Below are 13,654 nucleotides of genomic sequence, written 5' to 3' on the forward strand. Positions count from 1 at the left end.
GTCGTGACAAACAAAACGCTAACCGTAAAGGCGGCACCGGGTGGTCTGGTGCCCAAGGAATTCAACCCGCGCGATCACATCACCGAGGCCGAGACGGTGGACGTACCGTCCACGCCGTATTATCGCAACCTGATCCGCGAAGGCAGCCTGGTGGAAGTCGAGGCCAAAGCTGTCTCCCGTAAGCCGAAGCCGGAGGGGCAGGCATGAACATCACCTACGACAAGATCCCGTCGTCGATCCGCACGCCGGGCAAGTACATCGAGTTCTACACCCGCGCCGCGCTGAAGAGCCTGCCGGCCAACCGCCAGCGCAGCGTGCTGGTGGCGCCGAAGCTGACCAACGTGGTCACCAGCAACGCCAGCCAGGTCATCGACGTGTACAGCGACGATGAGGCCGCCGCCTACTGCGGTTACGGCTCGGTGGGCCACCTGATGGCGCGTGCCTTCATGCGTGCCAACCCATACGGTGCGCTGTCGCTGGTGCTGCTGCCGGATGATGGGGCGGGGCTGGCGGCTAAAGGCACGCTCACGTTGGCCAACAATGCCACCACCAGCGGCACGCTGACCGTTAACATCGGCGCCGACACCCTGCGCCTGGCGGTGGACGCCGGCACCACGCCGGAAGCGGCTGCCGCCAAGGTGGTCGCGGCCGTGCTCAATCAGCCGGCACTGCCGGTGACGGCGGCGGCGGTCGCAGGCTTGGTGACCTTTACCGCCAAGCACAAGGCGGCCATCGGCAACGACATCAAGCTGTCAGCCAGCCTGAGCGCCGACGGCATGACCGCCGCCGTGGCGGCCATGGCCGGTGGCGCCAACGACGCCAGTCTGCAGCCGGCGCTGGACACCATCCAGGCCGCCGGCCACGACCTGGTGGTGTGTCCGTTTGCCACCAGCACTGCTGCGCTGGAACTGCGGGAACACCTGGAGTTCGTCGGCGGCCCGCGCGAGAAGCGCTGGGCGCTGGGTACCGTGGCCCATACCGGCACCTTGGCCAATGCCATGGCACTAGCCGACGCGGTGAACAGCGAGTGGATCTCGCTGGCCTGGTATCGCGGCGCCAAACGCCTGCCGGCCGAGATCGCTGCCGCCTACGCCGCCGTGATCGCCAGTGAGGAAGACCCGGCCCGGCCGCTGAACACGCTGCAGCTGGCGGGCATGGACGTGGTGGATGTCACCGCCCAAGCCTCCAAGACCGAGGTGGAAAACGCGCTGTGGAACGGCATCACCCCGCTGGAGGTGGGCGAAGGCAACCGCGTGCTGATCAGCCGCGCCATCACCACCTACACCAAGACCGTGGACGGCACCGCCGACCCGACCATGCTGGACATCACCACGCCGCGCTCGCTGTTCTACGCCGCCAAGGCGGTGTTGCAGAAGCTGGTGCGCGAATTCCCGCGCGAGAAGAAGAGCGAGCGCACCCGCGACAAGGTGTGGTCGGCCTGCTACGACGTGGCGCTGCGCCTGGAAGAACTGGAGATCTTCCAGAACGTGGAGCAGCACAAGGCCGAGCTGCAGGTGCAAGGCGATGGCCAGGACGTGACCCGCTTCAACATCCGCATCCCGTCCTCGGTGGTGCCGGGTGCGCACATCTTCGCGGTGCGCATGGACCTGATCCTGGAATAAGGGCTTAACGCATGACTACCTACGTCAGTAACGTATTCCTTGACCTGGACGGTCAGGAAGTCGAGGTGGTGTCGATCAACGCCACCACCCGTACCGGGCGCAAGCTGGTGAAGACCATGAACCGCAGTGGCCGGGCCAAGGGCCACAGCAAGGGCATAGCCGAGTACGACCTCAAGGTCACCGTGGCGGTGCCGGATGGCGAAGAGCCGGACTGGGACAACATCACCGACAGCCGTATCACCATCACCCCGGACATGCCGGGCAAGCAGCGCACCACCTATCTGGGCTGCTTCAGCATCGAGGTGGGTGAGTCCTACAGCGTCGACAACGAACTGCGACGCGACATCAGCATGGGCGCACTGCGCAAGGTGAAAGAGTGATGAAAACCGAACCGTTTGAACTGGAATACGGCGTGTTGCACCAGGGCGTGCTGCACTACCAGGGCGAGGTCCGCCTGAACAACCTGCAGGACGAGATCGATCTGGACCAGGGCGAAGGCTTCCGCAAGGTCGACCTGATGGCCTGCGCCATCGTGCGGCTGGGCGACATCCCCAAGGAAGTGCTGAGCGGCGGGTTTCTGGCGGCCGAGGTCGAGCCGGACGATTACACCCGGATCGCCGAGGCGCAGGACCGGCTCAAAAAAAAGCGCAAGGCGCTGCGCACCAGCAGCGTGGCTTCCGCGCCCTCTGCGTAGCACTGGCGCCGCTCGGTCTGACCGCCGCCCAGGTGTCGGCCATGACCGAGCCGGAGATCGCCGGCTGGCTGGCCGCCCTCGGTGTCAAAACCAGCGCTAAAGCCAGACCCGGCGAACACGTCGTCAGCGAAACCTTTGTCTCCCGTCGCCAGCCCAGGGCACCCGCATGAGCCGCAACCTAGACCTGTCCCTTACCCTCCGCGCCACCAACCAGATCAGCCAGGTGGTACGCAGTGCCTTCCGCACCGTGGAGCAGGAGTCGCGTACCGGCGCGCGGGCGGTAGAGGATGCCTCGCGGCGGATGGGGGCATCGGCCCGTGCCCGCGAGGTGCTGGAGGTACGCTCCAACGCCGCCATCCAGCGCGAGATCAAGCAGACCGAGGCCGCCTACAACCGGCTGGCGCGTGCCGGCTTTGCGTCCTCCAGCGAGCAGGGCCGCGCGCTGGATGCCATGCGCGGCAAGGTCACCGCGCTGCGCCGCGAGATGGAAGGCGCCTCCCGCGCCCAGCGTGCGATGCAGATGGGCGGCCGCGTGGTCAATGGCTGGGCCACCGCCGGTGGTGCCATGGTCGGTGCCGGCTACGTGGCGGCGCAGCCGGTCAGCCGGGTGATGGACTACGACACCCGCCTGCGTTACATGGCCAACACCGCTTACGGTGACCAGAGCCGCGCCGGCCGTCGGGCGGGTATGCGCGATCTGGACGCGGCCATCCGCAAGGCGGTGCGCGAAGGCGGTGGCAACAAGGAAGGAGCCGCCGAGACGCTGGATAGCTTGCTGGCCTCTGGCGCGATGAAGCCCGCCAGCGCGGTCAAGCTGCTGCCCACGCTGCAGAAGTACTCCACCGCCAGTGGTGCCGGCGCCCCGGACTTGGCCGCCATCGCCATCCGCGCCAAGCAGACCTTCGGCCTGTCCGACGAGCAGATCCCGCTGGCGCTGGACAAGGCGATCAAGGCTGGCAAGGCCGGCGGTTTCGAACTGAAGGACATGGCCAAGTGGCTACCGCAGCAGATGGCGGCGGCCAAGTCGGCGGGCCTGTCCGGCATGGCCGGGCTGGATACCTTGCTGGCGGCCAACCAGGCATCGGCCGTCACCGCCGGCAGCAAGGACGAGGCCGGCAACAACCTGGTCAACCTGCTGGCCAAAATCAGCAGCCAGGACACGGCCACGGATGCCAGGAAGCTGGGTATCAACCTGACCGGCTCGCTGGTCAAGGCCAGGGAAAAAGGCATCAACGGGCTGGATGCCTTTGTCGGTATCGTCGACAAGGTGGTGGGCAAGAACGCCGACTACCAGAAGCTGCAGAAGCAGCTGGAGAAGGCCAAGGGTGATGAGCGCAAGGTGATGCTGGAATCCATCGGTGACCTGCTGCAGGGCAGCTCGGTCGGCAAGATGGTGCAGGATCGCCAGGCACTGATGGCGCTGGTCGGCTACATGAACAACCGCGACTACGTGAAGAACGTGCATGGCCAGCTGCAGAACGCCAAGGGTACCGGTGAGGACGACTATGCCTTCATCGCCGAAGGTGCCGGCGCCAAGGTGCAGAGCGCGCTCAACGAGAAGGACTTCGCCGAGGTCGACAGCTTTGCCAAGGCGTCCGAGGCGGTCGGCGATGTCGCCGCCAAGCTGGCCGAATACGCGCAGACCTATCCCGGCCTGACCCAGGCCATCGTTACCACCACCACCGCCATGAACGTGCTGGCCGCCGCGACCGTCGCCGCCGGTGCCGGCAACCTGCTGACCGGTGGTGGCGGCAAGCTGGCGGGTGCGGCCAGCAAGGCCGGCCCGTTGCTGCGTGGTGCTGGTTCCTTGCTGATGCGTGCCGCCCCGGCCGGTCTGGTGGCGGGGGCTGGCGTGGCCGGCTGGGAGTTCGGCAGCTGGCTGAACGGCAAGATCAGCCAGGGGCTGACCAAGGCCAACGGTGGCCGCGAGATGTCGCTCGGCAGCTGGCTGTACGAGAAGCTGAACGGCGACAAGGAGAAGGGCTTGCTCGACGGCCTGAATAAGCAGACCACAGCACTCACTCAGCTGGCGCAGCAGCCGATCAAGCTGGAGTCGCGCACCGTCGTCCAGCTGGATGGTCGCGTGCTGACCGAGACCGTGAACACCCAGAACACCACTGCCGGGAGGCGTAACTGATGGCATGGCAAGACAACCTGCTGGACGCCAGCTACAAGGGCGTCCGCTTCGACATCCAGTCGGTGTCCGCGAGCGGCGGCCGCGATCTGGCACGCACCGGCATTCCCTACCAGAACGGCGAGCAGATCACCGACACCGGAGGGCGCGGCAAGAGCTTCAGCGTCAATGCCATCTTCTGGGGCGACGACTACGAGACCCGTCTGAAGGCGTTCCTGCAGGCGGTCGACGAGGGTGGCGCCGGCGAGTTCGTGCACCCGGTGTACGGGCCGCTGGCCGAGTGCCACATCAACGAGTGGAGCGAAGAGCACAGCACCGAGCTGGTAGACGGCTGCAGCATGCGGCTGACGGTAGTGGTGGGTGGCGCGCGGCAGTCTCTGTTCGAACGCGAGCTGCCGGCCGCCAAGGCCGCCGGTGCGGCCAACCTTGCCGATGCCGCGCGTGGACTGGCCATCAGCAACTTTGCCGCCGCATTCGCCTACGTCGCTGGCCTGCAGGGTAGCTTCGCCCGCATCAATGCCTGGAAGAATTCGCTGCTGTCGGTGATGAATGACGCGCGCGGCCTGGCCGGCATGGTCACTAATACCGTCAGCCAGCTGATCAGCGTGCCGCAGGACTTTGCCGCCGATCTGGCCAGCGTGCTGAGCGGACTGGTCGACCTGCGCTGGGTGTCCGGCAGCAGCGGCGAATTCAGCGCCTTGCGCAGCAGCTTCGGCGAAATCGTCAAACTGCCGGCCAAGAGCGCCGACAGCGGTGTGGCGGCGGATCTGATCAACCGCCCGTACCCGGCGGACGTGGCCAAAACCACCGCCGTGGTGCAGGCACTGGTGGCCACCGAGCTGGCCACGGTGACGGCCGGCGTGCTGCAGGACGAGGCGGAAACCGCCAGCCTGTCGCCGCTGCAGATCGAAAGCCTGGTCAACAGCGCCCGCGAAGAGCTGCAGGCCACCATCGACGCCTATCGCGAGCTGTATCCGCTGGAAGAGTCGGTGCCGGCCGTGGAGGCGCTCAAGGCCACCGCCCACAACCTGCTGGTGGCCGCCGTGGCGGTAATCAACAGCCGGCCGCCGCTGATCCGCCGCGAGGTGGAAGCCAGCGGCAACCTGCACCTGGTCGCGCACTGGTGGTATGGCGACAGCAGCCGTGCGGCGGAATTGGCACGCCTCAATCCGCAGGTGCGCAACCCCAACTTCATTACCGCCGGCGAGGTACTGCATGCCTACGCGCGCTGATAACGAGGCGGTGTCGCTGGTGGTCGGCGGCAAGCTCCACAGCAACTGGAGCCGCTACGACATCGACTCCGATCTGATGAAGGCCGCCGACGGCTGGACGTTCGAGCTGTTCACCGGCGGCGAGGCGCTGCCCGACTCGGTGCAGGAGGGCGCGCCGATGGAGGTGCACGTTGGCCGCGAACGGGTGATGGTCGGCTTCATCGACGACATCGTGGAGACCGACAGCCGCGAGAACCTGTCGGTCAGCCTCACCGGGCGCGACCTGGTTGGCCAGCTGCTGGACTGCTCGGCGCCGATCTTTGCCGCCAACCAGGTCACCCTGGAAAACATCATCAAGCAGGCGGCGCTGCCGCTGGGCATCAAGCGCTACCGCATCGAGGCCGAGCACATGCAGCGCCACGACCGCGTCGCCATCGACCCCGGCGTCAGCGCCTGGGACGCGGTGCGTGAAGCTGCCGAGGTGGCCGGGCTGTGGCCGTGGCTGGAGCCGGACGGCACGCTGGTGGTCGGTGGCCCGGACTACACTCGGCCGCCGGTGGCGACGCTGATCCTGTCGCGCAGCCAGCCGGACAAGAACAACGTAATCAGCATCAGCCGTACCCGCAGCATGGCCGACCGCGCCAGCGAGATCACCGTGCTGGCGCAGGGGCACGGCACCGGCCAGGCCGAGGGCCAGCACGCCATCAAGGCCAAGGTGCGCGACCGGGGCGTCAGCCTGTACCGGCCCCGTATCGTGACCTGTGGCGATGCCGACAATGCCGAGATGGCCAACAACTACGCCCGCAAGCTGCAGGCCGACAGCCGGCTGAACGGGTTGACACTGCAGGTCGAGGTGCCGGGGCACCGCACCGAGGGCGGCCAGCTGTGGAAGCCCGGCCAGCGGGTGGTGCTGCAGTGGGAAACCAAGGGCGTCCATGGCGTGTTCTTCCTGGTGCAGCGCAAGCTGCTCGGCGGCCGTGGCCAGGCACGACACACGCAGCTGACGCTGAAGGAGGACGGCGTGTGGCAGGTGTTCGCCATTCCGCAGGACAAGCGCGGCGGCAAGCGCAAGGGCCGCAAGAAGAAGGCCACCGGGCCAGGAGAGATTGTCGATGTGGAAAGATATTGATCGCCGCATTGCCGCTGCGGCGGCACGGGTGCGCCAGGTGTACCGGGGCGTGATCACGCTGGCCAGCACCGACGGCCCAGTGATGCTGGTGCAACTGAGGGGACTGCCCAGCGAAGGCCAGGACGGCATCGAGCTGTTCCAGCACTTTGGCCTCACCAGCTGCCCGCCACCCGGCACCATGGCGGTGGCCGTGCCGGTCGGCGGCAAGACCTCGCACTCCATCGTGATCGCGACCGAGCACGGCAGCCTGCGCATGAAGAGTCTGAAGTCGGGTGAAACTGCCATCTATTCGGCCGAAGGTGCCCACGTCCACATCAAGCAGGGGCGTGTGGTGGCTGTGGACTGTGATCGTTACGAGGTGAGCTGCAAGAGTTACAGCGTGCAAGCCAGCGAAGGGGCTAGCTTTGACACGCCGTTGCTGCAGGCCAGCGAGCAGGTCACCGCCCAGGGCAAGCTGACCGGTAACGGCGGCATGGCCATCAGCGGCGGGGATGGAGCATCGTTTACGGGTGACGTTAGCCAGACGAATGGCAACTACACGACTAACGGGGATGTGGTGGCCAGCGGGACGAGCCTGCATGGCCACCGGCACAACGGGGATTCAGGCGGGGTGACGAGCGGACCTATATAAAAAAACCGGCTCAGAGATTGAGCCGGTTTTTCTTAGAACTTTGTCGACGTCCCTTGCCAGTTGTCTGGTAAGTGCTGATTAGGTAACTGGTTTATTATTTGAAGCAAAGCATCAATTTTTACACCATTCTTGATATTCGAAATTATTATCAGCCGAGTGCCTTCTCGTTCGTTTTCGTGTGGGTTGTGCATGCCCGACCAACTGGTACGGACAACTGTGTAACCGCACTCAGTTGACAGTTGGATCAAATCATCCCACTCCTTGGATAGTCTTGGTCCATATGGTTCGGTGGTGATCAGATAGCGGCCATCACTATCACGCCAAACTTTTGTATGGTCAAAACATGGATTTCGATCGCGACGACTCCTTGTTTTGAAGTAGCCAGCCATCGGTGCTTCCCAGGCTTTTGAAAGAGTTAGCCCTGTTGTAGCCATAAACATCAGGTAGCGTGCTGCTTGTGATACTCGCTCTCTGGTAAGCCGTTGCTGAGTTACAGGAGTGTCGTCTCCATAGCTGTAAAGTCCAGGTAGCTTCATCGCATTATTTTGCAAATCAACGCTTGCATCTCCGAAAAGGCGTCGGAAAAGTTCTGGCTTAGGGAGTGTTTCAGCTAAACGACATGGCAAAACAAGGTTAATAGACTCATGGCAGAATGATCTGTTTACAGAATCTCTCCATGGACAAGAAATTGTTGTTTTGAAAGCTGGTAATGTGTTTTGCAGCGAGATAGATGCATCATCCACATTTTTAAAGTGACGCCAGTTTTCATAGCCGGCTTCTTTTGCGGCATGATTCAGGGCTTCTGTGTGGCTAAGATGGGGGCGTTCTTTGTTAATTTTACGTGCTTCGCACTGTAAGTGGCGCGCAAGAGGGGATTCATTTTGATTCGTCATGCCTATCTCCTGCCATACACATAGTCGCCCGGCAGCCAATGTAACTGGCAAAAAGAAAAACATGAGAATTAAGTTTAGAAGGCAGTGCTGTTGCAGCTTTGCTATCGCCGGACGGGACGCTCCTGCCCAGAGCGTTCAAACATTATTCCGAACGATTCAAGTTAGGTCAACCCCTTCACACTTGCTCCACTGACACCCATCAGCTGATCTCTCCCCCCACCATGCCCGGACAATTCCGGGCATGGACGCTTTCATCTCTCCCCAAACCCGCGACTACGACGGCACTCAGGTCACCAGCCTGGAAAACGCCGTCTACCTGCGCCTGACCACGCCGCTTGGCAGCCTGTGGCACGACAAGACCTTCGGCTCACGCCTGCACCTGTTGTCCCGCGAGAAGGATGTGGCGCGGGTGCGGCAGCTGGGCGAGGCCTACGTGCGCGAGGCGCTGCAGCCGATTCTGGATGATCGCCGCGCATTGGTGCTGCAGGTCGCTGCCGTCCGCCGGGACCGTGGCTTTATCGTCGTCGAGGGTGAGCTGACCGATGCCAACGGTAACGCGGTGCCGCTCAACACCTGGGTGCCCGTGTCATGACGTTTACCCTCAAGACTTTGCCCGTCATCCGTGAAGACTACCTGCGTGAGCTGAGCAGCAACGACAGCAGCCAGCACATCACGCCCGACTCCGATAACTACCAGCACGCCAGTGCCGTTGGCAGCGTGGTGGAAGGTGCCTATTCGTACCAGGCGTGGCTGCGTCGCCAGCTGTCCGCCGAGGACTGCGACGACGACATCCTGCTGCTGTATGCGCGGGATCGTGGCTTGACCCTGAAACCGGCGACCTCGGCGCAGGGCTACATGGTGCTGCAGGGGCTGGCCGGCGCCACGGTACCGGTTGGCATCATCGGCCTGCGTGGCGACGGCAGCAGTTATCGCACCACGGCCGAGGCCGTCGCCGACGTGGATGGCGTGGCGCGGCCGGCTGCGGTTGCACTGATGGCGGGTAGCGAGGGCAATGCCGCCGATGGCACGGCGATCACCCTGCAGGTGGCGCCGGAGGGCTTCCAGCTGAAAGCCACGCTGGAGGGCATGGACGGTGGCCAGCCGCAGGAGACCATCGCCTCGCTGCGTGCGCGCTATCTGGAGCTGATCCGCCGCCCGCCGGCTGGCGGCAACAAGTACGACTGGCCACGCTGGGCCAAGCAGGTGCCGGGCGTGGAGCAAGCCTGGTGTTTTCCGACCCGGCGCGGCCTGGGCTCGGTGGACGTGGTGATCCTCGCCGCCGACGGCGCCTTGCCGTCGGCCGAGCTGATCGAGGCGGTGCGGCTGTACCTCGCCGAGCAGCGCAACGTCACCGGCAAGAACTACCTGGTGCTGGCGCCGACCCTGCATCCGGTGGCCATCCACGTCCGCCTCAAGCTGTTGGCCGGCTACACCCGCGAGCAGGTGGCCGCCGCTATTGCCTCCGCGCTGCAGGTCTACTTCGGACGGCTGATCCCTGGCGAAACCGCGATCAAGTCCAGCATTGAAACCATCATTTCCACGCTGGCCGGCGTGTCCGACCGCGAGGTGATTACGCCGGCCGGCAACGTCGCGGCCACCGTCGACGCCAACGTGGTGGAGTGGCTGACCCTGGGCGTGGTCACCGTGGAGTTGATGCCATGACCAGCAGCCGCCACGCCCAGCTGCTGCTGCGCCTGCTGCCGCCGGTCGCCTACGACCCGAACGGGCAGCGTGTGGGCCTGCGTGCCCAGGCGGCAGGCAAGGTGCTGGACGATCTGGCGGGCAGCTTTGCGGCATTGGTCGGCGCGCTGTCGCCGATCTCGGCCGGCGACCAACTGACGCTGTGGGAGCGCAACCTCGCAATCGAGCCAGAGTTCGGTGCGCCTTATGCCTCGCGCGTGGCGCGCATCCTGTCCCGCCTGCGCGAAACAGGCGGGCTGTCCATCCCGTACTTCACCCGTATCGCCGCCGGCCTCGGCTACCGGATCGACATCGAGGAGCAAGGCGCCCGCGTGCTGGGTAACACCTGGTGCGGCATGCGCCTGCGCCACCCAGATACGCAATGGCTGTGGACGGTACACGTCAGCGGCCAGCCGGTGCGGATCTGGCATGCCCGTTGTGGCAGCTCGCGCTGTGGCGAGCGCCTGACCATGGTCTCCGATCCGATCATCGAAGCACTGTTTAACGACCTGAAGCCGGCAGATACCCGCTGCCTGTTTTACTACGAATGAAGGGATGGGTATGAGGCCGCTAAAAGAATGGACGAACGGGACGCCTGAGAACAACTACCAGGACGGCACCCAGCTGGATGCAGCGGATTTTGAATCCTGGAATAAGGAACTGATGGGGGTACTGACAGCGGCCGGTCATGTCGCTGACCCCTCTAAGTTCGATCAGCTTGCAAAGGCGATTAAGAAGCTGATTTGGGGAAACGATGATGCCCGGCCAACAACCCTGTCAGGTTGGGGGATTGGTGATGCGCTCAAGCGTATCAGCAGTAGCGGCTCTGTATCGGTCGCTACTGGCGCGTGGTATCGGATCGCGCAGTCCGTGGTGGGTATTGAGCGCAACTCGGGAGAGTTTGCTATCCGCTGGACTGCTGCAAGCTGTCACGGGGCGGTACGTCTGACTGCGGGCTGCCACTATGGTGCAGACGGTTCTGTATCGCTCCGGCAGCAAGAGTATGGTCGCTTCAATGCATCTGGAATTACTGCAGCCCGTATCGTGTATCACACCACCTATGCCGGAAATCAGGCATTTCTGGAAGTGATGTTCGCAACTACCGTTGCCAATGTGGCATTGGATGTGGTGGGAATTGATCTACTTGGCTGGTCGCTCCTGCCTGTCGGAACGGCAGGGGAAGTACCTGCTGGCTATACGTCGGTTGAACGTACTTTTTCCAATAATCCCAGCTCATTGACGGCTTATGGCATCACCCCGGCAACCCAAGCACAGATGGATGCCGGGGATGATGATACGGTACCAGTTACGCCGAAAAAGCTCCGGCTCGGCTTTGCGGCTTCATTTACTGTTAACGGTTACATCGCTGTACCGATCTGGCTGGGTGGATGGGTGCTGCAATGGGGGACGGTAGTCGGGCAAGTCGTTGCTGTCTCTTCAGCCATATCCACGGCCGTCACCTTTCCTATTGCGTTCCCCAGTTTATGCCTGCATGTGGGGACGACACCGCAGCTGAGCTCTATTCAAGCCGTTACAGGGATTGGAACGGCTGAGCCGACAGTAACAGGCTTTAGCCTTGAACGCCGAAACCTGGCCACCTCAACCTCCCAAACCATTGCAGCCAAGTGGTGGGCATTTGGCAAATAGGAGAGCACATGCCACGTTATTTTTTCACTGCAGTCCCACAGGGATTTTATCGTGACGATTTTCATCAGATCCCAGAAGGAGCGGTCGAGATCGCTGAGCCGCTCTATGCCCAGCTGGCATTGACACCGATACCATCCGGTCAGCTGATCACGCAGGACAGCCAAGGACAACCACAGCTGTCGGCATTACCACCACCCCTGCCAGAGGCGCTACGCGCATTGCGGCTGGTTGAGATCAATGCGATGGCATCGGTGGCGCTCTCCACCTTGTCGACTGCTTACCCAGATGGTGAAGTGGCCAGCTGGCCACAGCAGACACGCGAAGCGGAGGCGTTGGAAGTGGATCAATTTGCCTCTACACCACTATTGTCAGAAATCGCCGCAGTGCGTGGTTTGCCTGTTCTTGAACTGGCCGCACGGGTGCGTGCCAAGGTGCTGGCGTATGCAGTAGCCAGTGGCCAGATTATTGGCCAGCGGCAAGCTCTGGAGGATGCGTTGATGGCGGTCGACCTGCTGGCACAGGATGCAGTCGAGCAAATGGAGGCCATTCAATGGCCCGCCGCCTGATCCTGGCTGGCTTGTGGCTGGCTGCGCTGGTGGCGATGCTGCTGGCGCTTGTGATGTCCCTGCTGCAGCTGTTAGTAGGTAGCCGCCGTGCCGTGCGCGTATTCGTCGGTGCCGACCAGACACTGAATGCTGCCATCGGCGGTAGCGAGGACGAAACCATCAGCTCACGGGCAGGAAAAGGCGCGCAACGTGGCGTGTGGCGTTACTGCCTGCTGTGCAAGCTGCTGGACGTGGTGGACCCTGGCCATTGCCGGGACAGTATCGAACAGGACGAGGGCAAGCCCGCATCCTGATGAATTAGAGAGAGACAGCGAACGGGAGGGTGTTGGAGCACCCTCCCGAACAGCTGACCCGCAGTTCAGGCCTGCAAGTCAACCCAAGGCTGCCGCCTTCAGCGCTGAAAGCGCGGCAAGTTTAGCGGTTTTTTTGACACTTGCAGATGAAAAATGACATCCGCTGCGGCGAGTGCCGCCGCAAACTGGCTGAAGGCCAGTACATCACCCTCACCATCAAGTGCCCGCGTTGCGGCACGATGAACCACCTGAAGGCCGAGAGCCTCCCCTCCGAGCACCGCCGAGTGCCACGACCAGGAGACCATGATGGGCAGTAGTCCGATCATTCCTTGGCTCGGCGGCAAGCGCCGCCTGGCTGACAAGTTATTCCCGCTGTTCCCGCCGCACGAGTGCTACGTGGAGCTGTTTTCCGGCGGCGCCGCGCTGTATTTCCTGCGTCAGGTGCCGGCGCCGGTGGAGGTGCTCAACGACGTCAACGGCGAGCTGGTCAACCTCTACCGTGTGGTGCAGCACCACCTGGAAGAGTTCGTGCGCCAGTTCAAATGGGCACTGAGCAGCCGCGAGGTGTTCAAGTGGCAGCAGATGACCCGCCCGGAGACGCTGACCGACATCCAGCGCGCGGCGCGGTTTTTCTATCTGCAGCACCATGCCTTCGGCGGCAAGGTCGACGGCCAGCACTACGGCACCGCCACCACTGCGCCGATGTTCAACTTGTGCCGGATCGAAGAAAACCTAAGCGCCGCGCACCTGCGGCTGTCGGGTACCAACATCGAGCGGCTGTCGTGGCAGGACTGCCTGAAGCGCTACGACCGCGCGCACACCTTCTTCTACGCCGATCCCCCGTACTGGCAGACCGAAGGCTACGGCGTGCCGTTCGAGTTCGACCAGTATCTGCAGCTGGCCGAGGCGATGCGGACGTGCAAGGGTAAGATGATGGTCAGCATCAACGACCACCCTGACATTCGCGAGGCGTTCAAAAACTTCTGGATGGAAGGACTGGACATCAAGTACAGCACCGGCAATGCCCAGGGCACACCGCAAACCAGCAGGGAGCTGGTGATCACGAACTGGGAGCCGGCGGTAATGGGCGGGCTGTTCTAACGGTCAATGGCAAAGCCCGGCGATGGTGCCGGGTTTGTGCCAAAACAAGCGCA

At 63.3% G+C, this 13,654-nt stretch carries 18 protein-coding genes; 17 read left to right on the top strand and 1 reads right to left on the bottom strand.

The genetic code is table 11. From position 1 onward, the window contains the following. The first annotated feature begins 3 nt into the window (after positions 1 to 3). The 9 genes from NOM55_RS00385 to NOM55_RS00425 are packed head-to-tail and all read left to right on the top strand — an operon-like array spanning position 4 to position 7,421. Positions 4 to 207, top strand: coding sequence for a DUF2635 domain-containing protein (locus NOM55_RS00385; protein WP_255906931.1), 204 nt, complete (start codon positions 4 to 6; stop codon positions 205 to 207). Beyond that, complete coding sequence (locus NOM55_RS00390) at positions 204 to 1,622, top strand: phage tail sheath subtilisin-like domain-containing protein (RefSeq protein ID WP_255906932.1); 1,419 nt, start codon at positions 204 to 206, stop codon at positions 1,620 to 1,622. The genes NOM55_RS00385 and NOM55_RS00390 overlap by 4 nt, the downstream gene beginning before the upstream one ends. Before the next feature lie 11 nt (positions 1,623 to 1,633). Next, entirely contained in the window at positions 1,634 to 2,002 is a 369-nt protein-coding gene (locus NOM55_RS00395) for a phage tail protein (RefSeq protein WP_255906933.1), read from the top strand. Continuing rightward, complete coding sequence (locus NOM55_RS00400; protein ID WP_255906935.1) at positions 2,002 to 2,316, top strand: hypothetical protein; 315 nt, start codon at positions 2,002 to 2,004, stop codon at positions 2,314 to 2,316. The genes NOM55_RS00395 and NOM55_RS00400 overlap by 1 nt, the downstream gene beginning before the upstream one ends. Positions 2,317 to 2,357: 41 nt before the next feature. Further along, positions 2,358 to 2,486, top strand: a complete 129-nt coding sequence (locus NOM55_RS00405; protein WP_255906937.1) for a hypothetical protein — start codon at positions 2,358 to 2,360, stop codon at positions 2,484 to 2,486. Continuing rightward, a complete protein-coding gene (locus NOM55_RS00410; protein ID WP_255906939.1) occupies positions 2,483 to 4,453 on the top strand; it encodes a phage tail tape measure protein in 1,971 nt (656 codons plus the stop codon). Before NOM55_RS00405 ends, NOM55_RS00410 begins: the two co-directional genes overlap by 4 nt. Further along, the gene (locus tag NOM55_RS00415) at positions 4,453 to 5,682 is read left to right on the top strand and encodes a DNA circularization protein (protein ID WP_255906940.1); all 1,230 of its coding nucleotides are present in this window, start codon (positions 4,453 to 4,455) and stop codon (positions 5,680 to 5,682) included. The genes NOM55_RS00410 and NOM55_RS00415 overlap by 1 nt, the downstream gene beginning before the upstream one ends. After that, positions 5,666 to 6,790, top strand: coding sequence for a phage baseplate assembly protein (locus NOM55_RS00420; RefSeq protein ID WP_255906941.1), 1,125 nt, complete (start codon positions 5,666 to 5,668; stop codon positions 6,788 to 6,790). The genes NOM55_RS00415 and NOM55_RS00420 overlap by 17 nt, the downstream gene beginning before the upstream one ends. Further along, the gene (locus NOM55_RS00425) at positions 6,774 to 7,421 is read left to right on the top strand and encodes a phage baseplate assembly protein V (protein WP_255906947.1); all 648 of its coding nucleotides are present in this window, start codon (positions 6,774 to 6,776) and stop codon (positions 7,419 to 7,421) included. The genes NOM55_RS00420 and NOM55_RS00425 overlap by 17 nt, the downstream gene beginning before the upstream one ends. Before the next feature lie 32 nt (positions 7,422 to 7,453). Here the strand turns inward: NOM55_RS00425 and NOM55_RS00430 are convergent, their stop codons facing one another. Continuing rightward, a complete protein-coding gene (locus NOM55_RS00430) occupies positions 7,454 to 8,314 on the bottom strand; it encodes a hypothetical protein (protein WP_255906948.1) in 861 nt (286 codons plus the stop codon). 241 nt (positions 8,315 to 8,555) lie between these two features. On the opposite strand from NOM55_RS00430, the gene NOM55_RS00435 reads away from it, so the two are divergent. From NOM55_RS00435 to NOM55_RS00470, 8 genes are all read left to right on the top strand, one after another. Continuing rightward, on the top strand, positions 8,556 to 8,906 hold the full coding sequence (locus tag NOM55_RS00435; RefSeq protein ID WP_255906950.1) for a phage GP46 family protein: 351 nt from the start codon (positions 8,556 to 8,558) through the stop codon (positions 8,904 to 8,906). Then, positions 8,903 to 9,976, top strand: coding sequence for a baseplate J/gp47 family protein (locus NOM55_RS00440; protein WP_255906952.1), 1,074 nt, complete (start codon positions 8,903 to 8,905; stop codon positions 9,974 to 9,976). The genes NOM55_RS00435 and NOM55_RS00440 overlap by 4 nt, the downstream gene beginning before the upstream one ends. After that, on the top strand, positions 9,973 to 10,545 hold the full coding sequence (locus tag NOM55_RS00445; RefSeq protein WP_255906956.1) for a YmfQ family protein: 573 nt from the start codon (positions 9,973 to 9,975) through the stop codon (positions 10,543 to 10,545). The genes NOM55_RS00440 and NOM55_RS00445 overlap by 4 nt, the downstream gene beginning before the upstream one ends. Before the next feature lie 10 nt (positions 10,546 to 10,555). Next, a complete protein-coding gene (locus NOM55_RS00450; protein ID WP_255906957.1) occupies positions 10,556 to 11,641 on the top strand; it encodes a hypothetical protein in 1,086 nt (361 codons plus the stop codon). An 8-nt stretch (positions 11,642 to 11,649) separates the two neighbouring features. Continuing rightward, a complete protein-coding gene (locus tag NOM55_RS00455) occupies positions 11,650 to 12,207 on the top strand; it encodes a hypothetical protein (protein ID WP_255906958.1) in 558 nt (185 codons plus the stop codon). Continuing rightward, complete coding sequence (locus tag NOM55_RS00460; protein ID WP_255906959.1) at positions 12,192 to 12,500, top strand: hypothetical protein; 309 nt, start codon at positions 12,192 to 12,194, stop codon at positions 12,498 to 12,500. The genes NOM55_RS00455 and NOM55_RS00460 overlap by 16 nt, the downstream gene beginning before the upstream one ends. 146 nt (positions 12,501 to 12,646) lie before the next feature. Then, positions 12,647 to 12,817 carry a Com family DNA-binding transcriptional regulator gene (locus tag NOM55_RS00465; RefSeq protein ID WP_255906960.1) on the top strand — a complete coding sequence of 57 codons (171 nt, stop codon included), beginning with the start codon at positions 12,647 to 12,649 and terminating at the stop codon, positions 12,815 to 12,817. Then, the gene (locus tag NOM55_RS00470) at positions 12,807 to 13,601 is read left to right on the top strand and encodes a DNA adenine methylase (protein WP_255907564.1); all 795 of its coding nucleotides are present in this window, start codon (positions 12,807 to 12,809) and stop codon (positions 13,599 to 13,601) included. The genes NOM55_RS00465 and NOM55_RS00470 overlap by 11 nt, the downstream gene beginning before the upstream one ends. The last annotated feature ends 53 nt before the right edge of the window (positions 13,602 to 13,654 follow it).

Origin of the sequence: Vogesella sp. AC12, assembly GCF_024437575.1 — a bacterium.
GTDB lineage: Bacteria > Pseudomonadota > Gammaproteobacteria > Burkholderiales > Chromobacteriaceae > Vogesella > Vogesella indigofera.

Bases quoted from the DNA above. Each gene is read 5' to 3' on its own strand.
- NOM55_RS00410 (WP_255906939.1), top strand. From the start codon at position 2,483: ATGAGCCGCAACCTAGACCTGTCCCTTACCCTCCGCGCCACCAACCAG.
- NOM55_RS00390 (WP_255906932.1), top strand. From the start codon at position 204: ATGAACATCACCTACGACAAGATCCCGTCGTCGATCCGCACGCCGGGC.
- NOM55_RS00440 (WP_255906952.1), top strand. From the start codon at position 8,903: ATGACGTTTACCCTCAAGACTTTGCCCGTCATCCGTGAAGACTACCTG.
- NOM55_RS00470 (WP_255907564.1), top strand. From the start codon at position 12,807: ATGGGCAGTAGTCCGATCATTCCTTGGCTCGGCGGCAAGCGCCGCCTG.
- NOM55_RS00425 (WP_255906947.1), top strand. From the start codon at position 6,774: ATGTGGAAAGATATTGATCGCCGCATTGCCGCTGCGGCGGCACGGGTG.
- NOM55_RS00460 (WP_255906959.1), top strand. From the start codon at position 12,192: ATGGCCCGCCGCCTGATCCTGGCTGGCTTGTGGCTGGCTGCGCTGGTG.
- NOM55_RS00420 (WP_255906941.1), top strand. From the start codon at position 5,666: ATGCCTACGCGCGCTGATAACGAGGCGGTGTCGCTGGTGGTCGGCGGC.
- NOM55_RS00465 (WP_255906960.1), top strand. From the start codon at position 12,647: ATGAAAAATGACATCCGCTGCGGCGAGTGCCGCCGCAAACTGGCTGAA.
- NOM55_RS00415 (WP_255906940.1), top strand. From the start codon at position 4,453: ATGGCATGGCAAGACAACCTGCTGGACGCCAGCTACAAGGGCGTCCGC.
- NOM55_RS00395 (WP_255906933.1), top strand. From the start codon at position 1,634: ATGACTACCTACGTCAGTAACGTATTCCTTGACCTGGACGGTCAGGAA.
- NOM55_RS00450 (WP_255906957.1), top strand. From the start codon at position 10,556: ATGAGGCCGCTAAAAGAATGGACGAACGGGACGCCTGAGAACAACTAC.
- NOM55_RS00455 (WP_255906958.1), top strand. From the start codon at position 11,650: ATGCCACGTTATTTTTTCACTGCAGTCCCACAGGGATTTTATCGTGAC.
- NOM55_RS00435 (WP_255906950.1), top strand. From the start codon at position 8,556: ATGGACGCTTTCATCTCTCCCCAAACCCGCGACTACGACGGCACTCAG.
- NOM55_RS00430 (WP_255906948.1), bottom strand. From the start codon at position 8,314: ATGACGAATCAAAATGAATCCCCTCTTGCGCGCCACTTACAGTGCGAA.
- NOM55_RS00405 (WP_255906937.1), top strand. From the start codon at position 2,358: ATGACCGAGCCGGAGATCGCCGGCTGGCTGGCCGCCCTCGGTGTCAAA.
- NOM55_RS00445 (WP_255906956.1), top strand. From the start codon at position 9,973: ATGACCAGCAGCCGCCACGCCCAGCTGCTGCTGCGCCTGCTGCCGCCG.
- NOM55_RS00400 (WP_255906935.1), top strand. From the start codon at position 2,002: ATGAAAACCGAACCGTTTGAACTGGAATACGGCGTGTTGCACCAGGGC.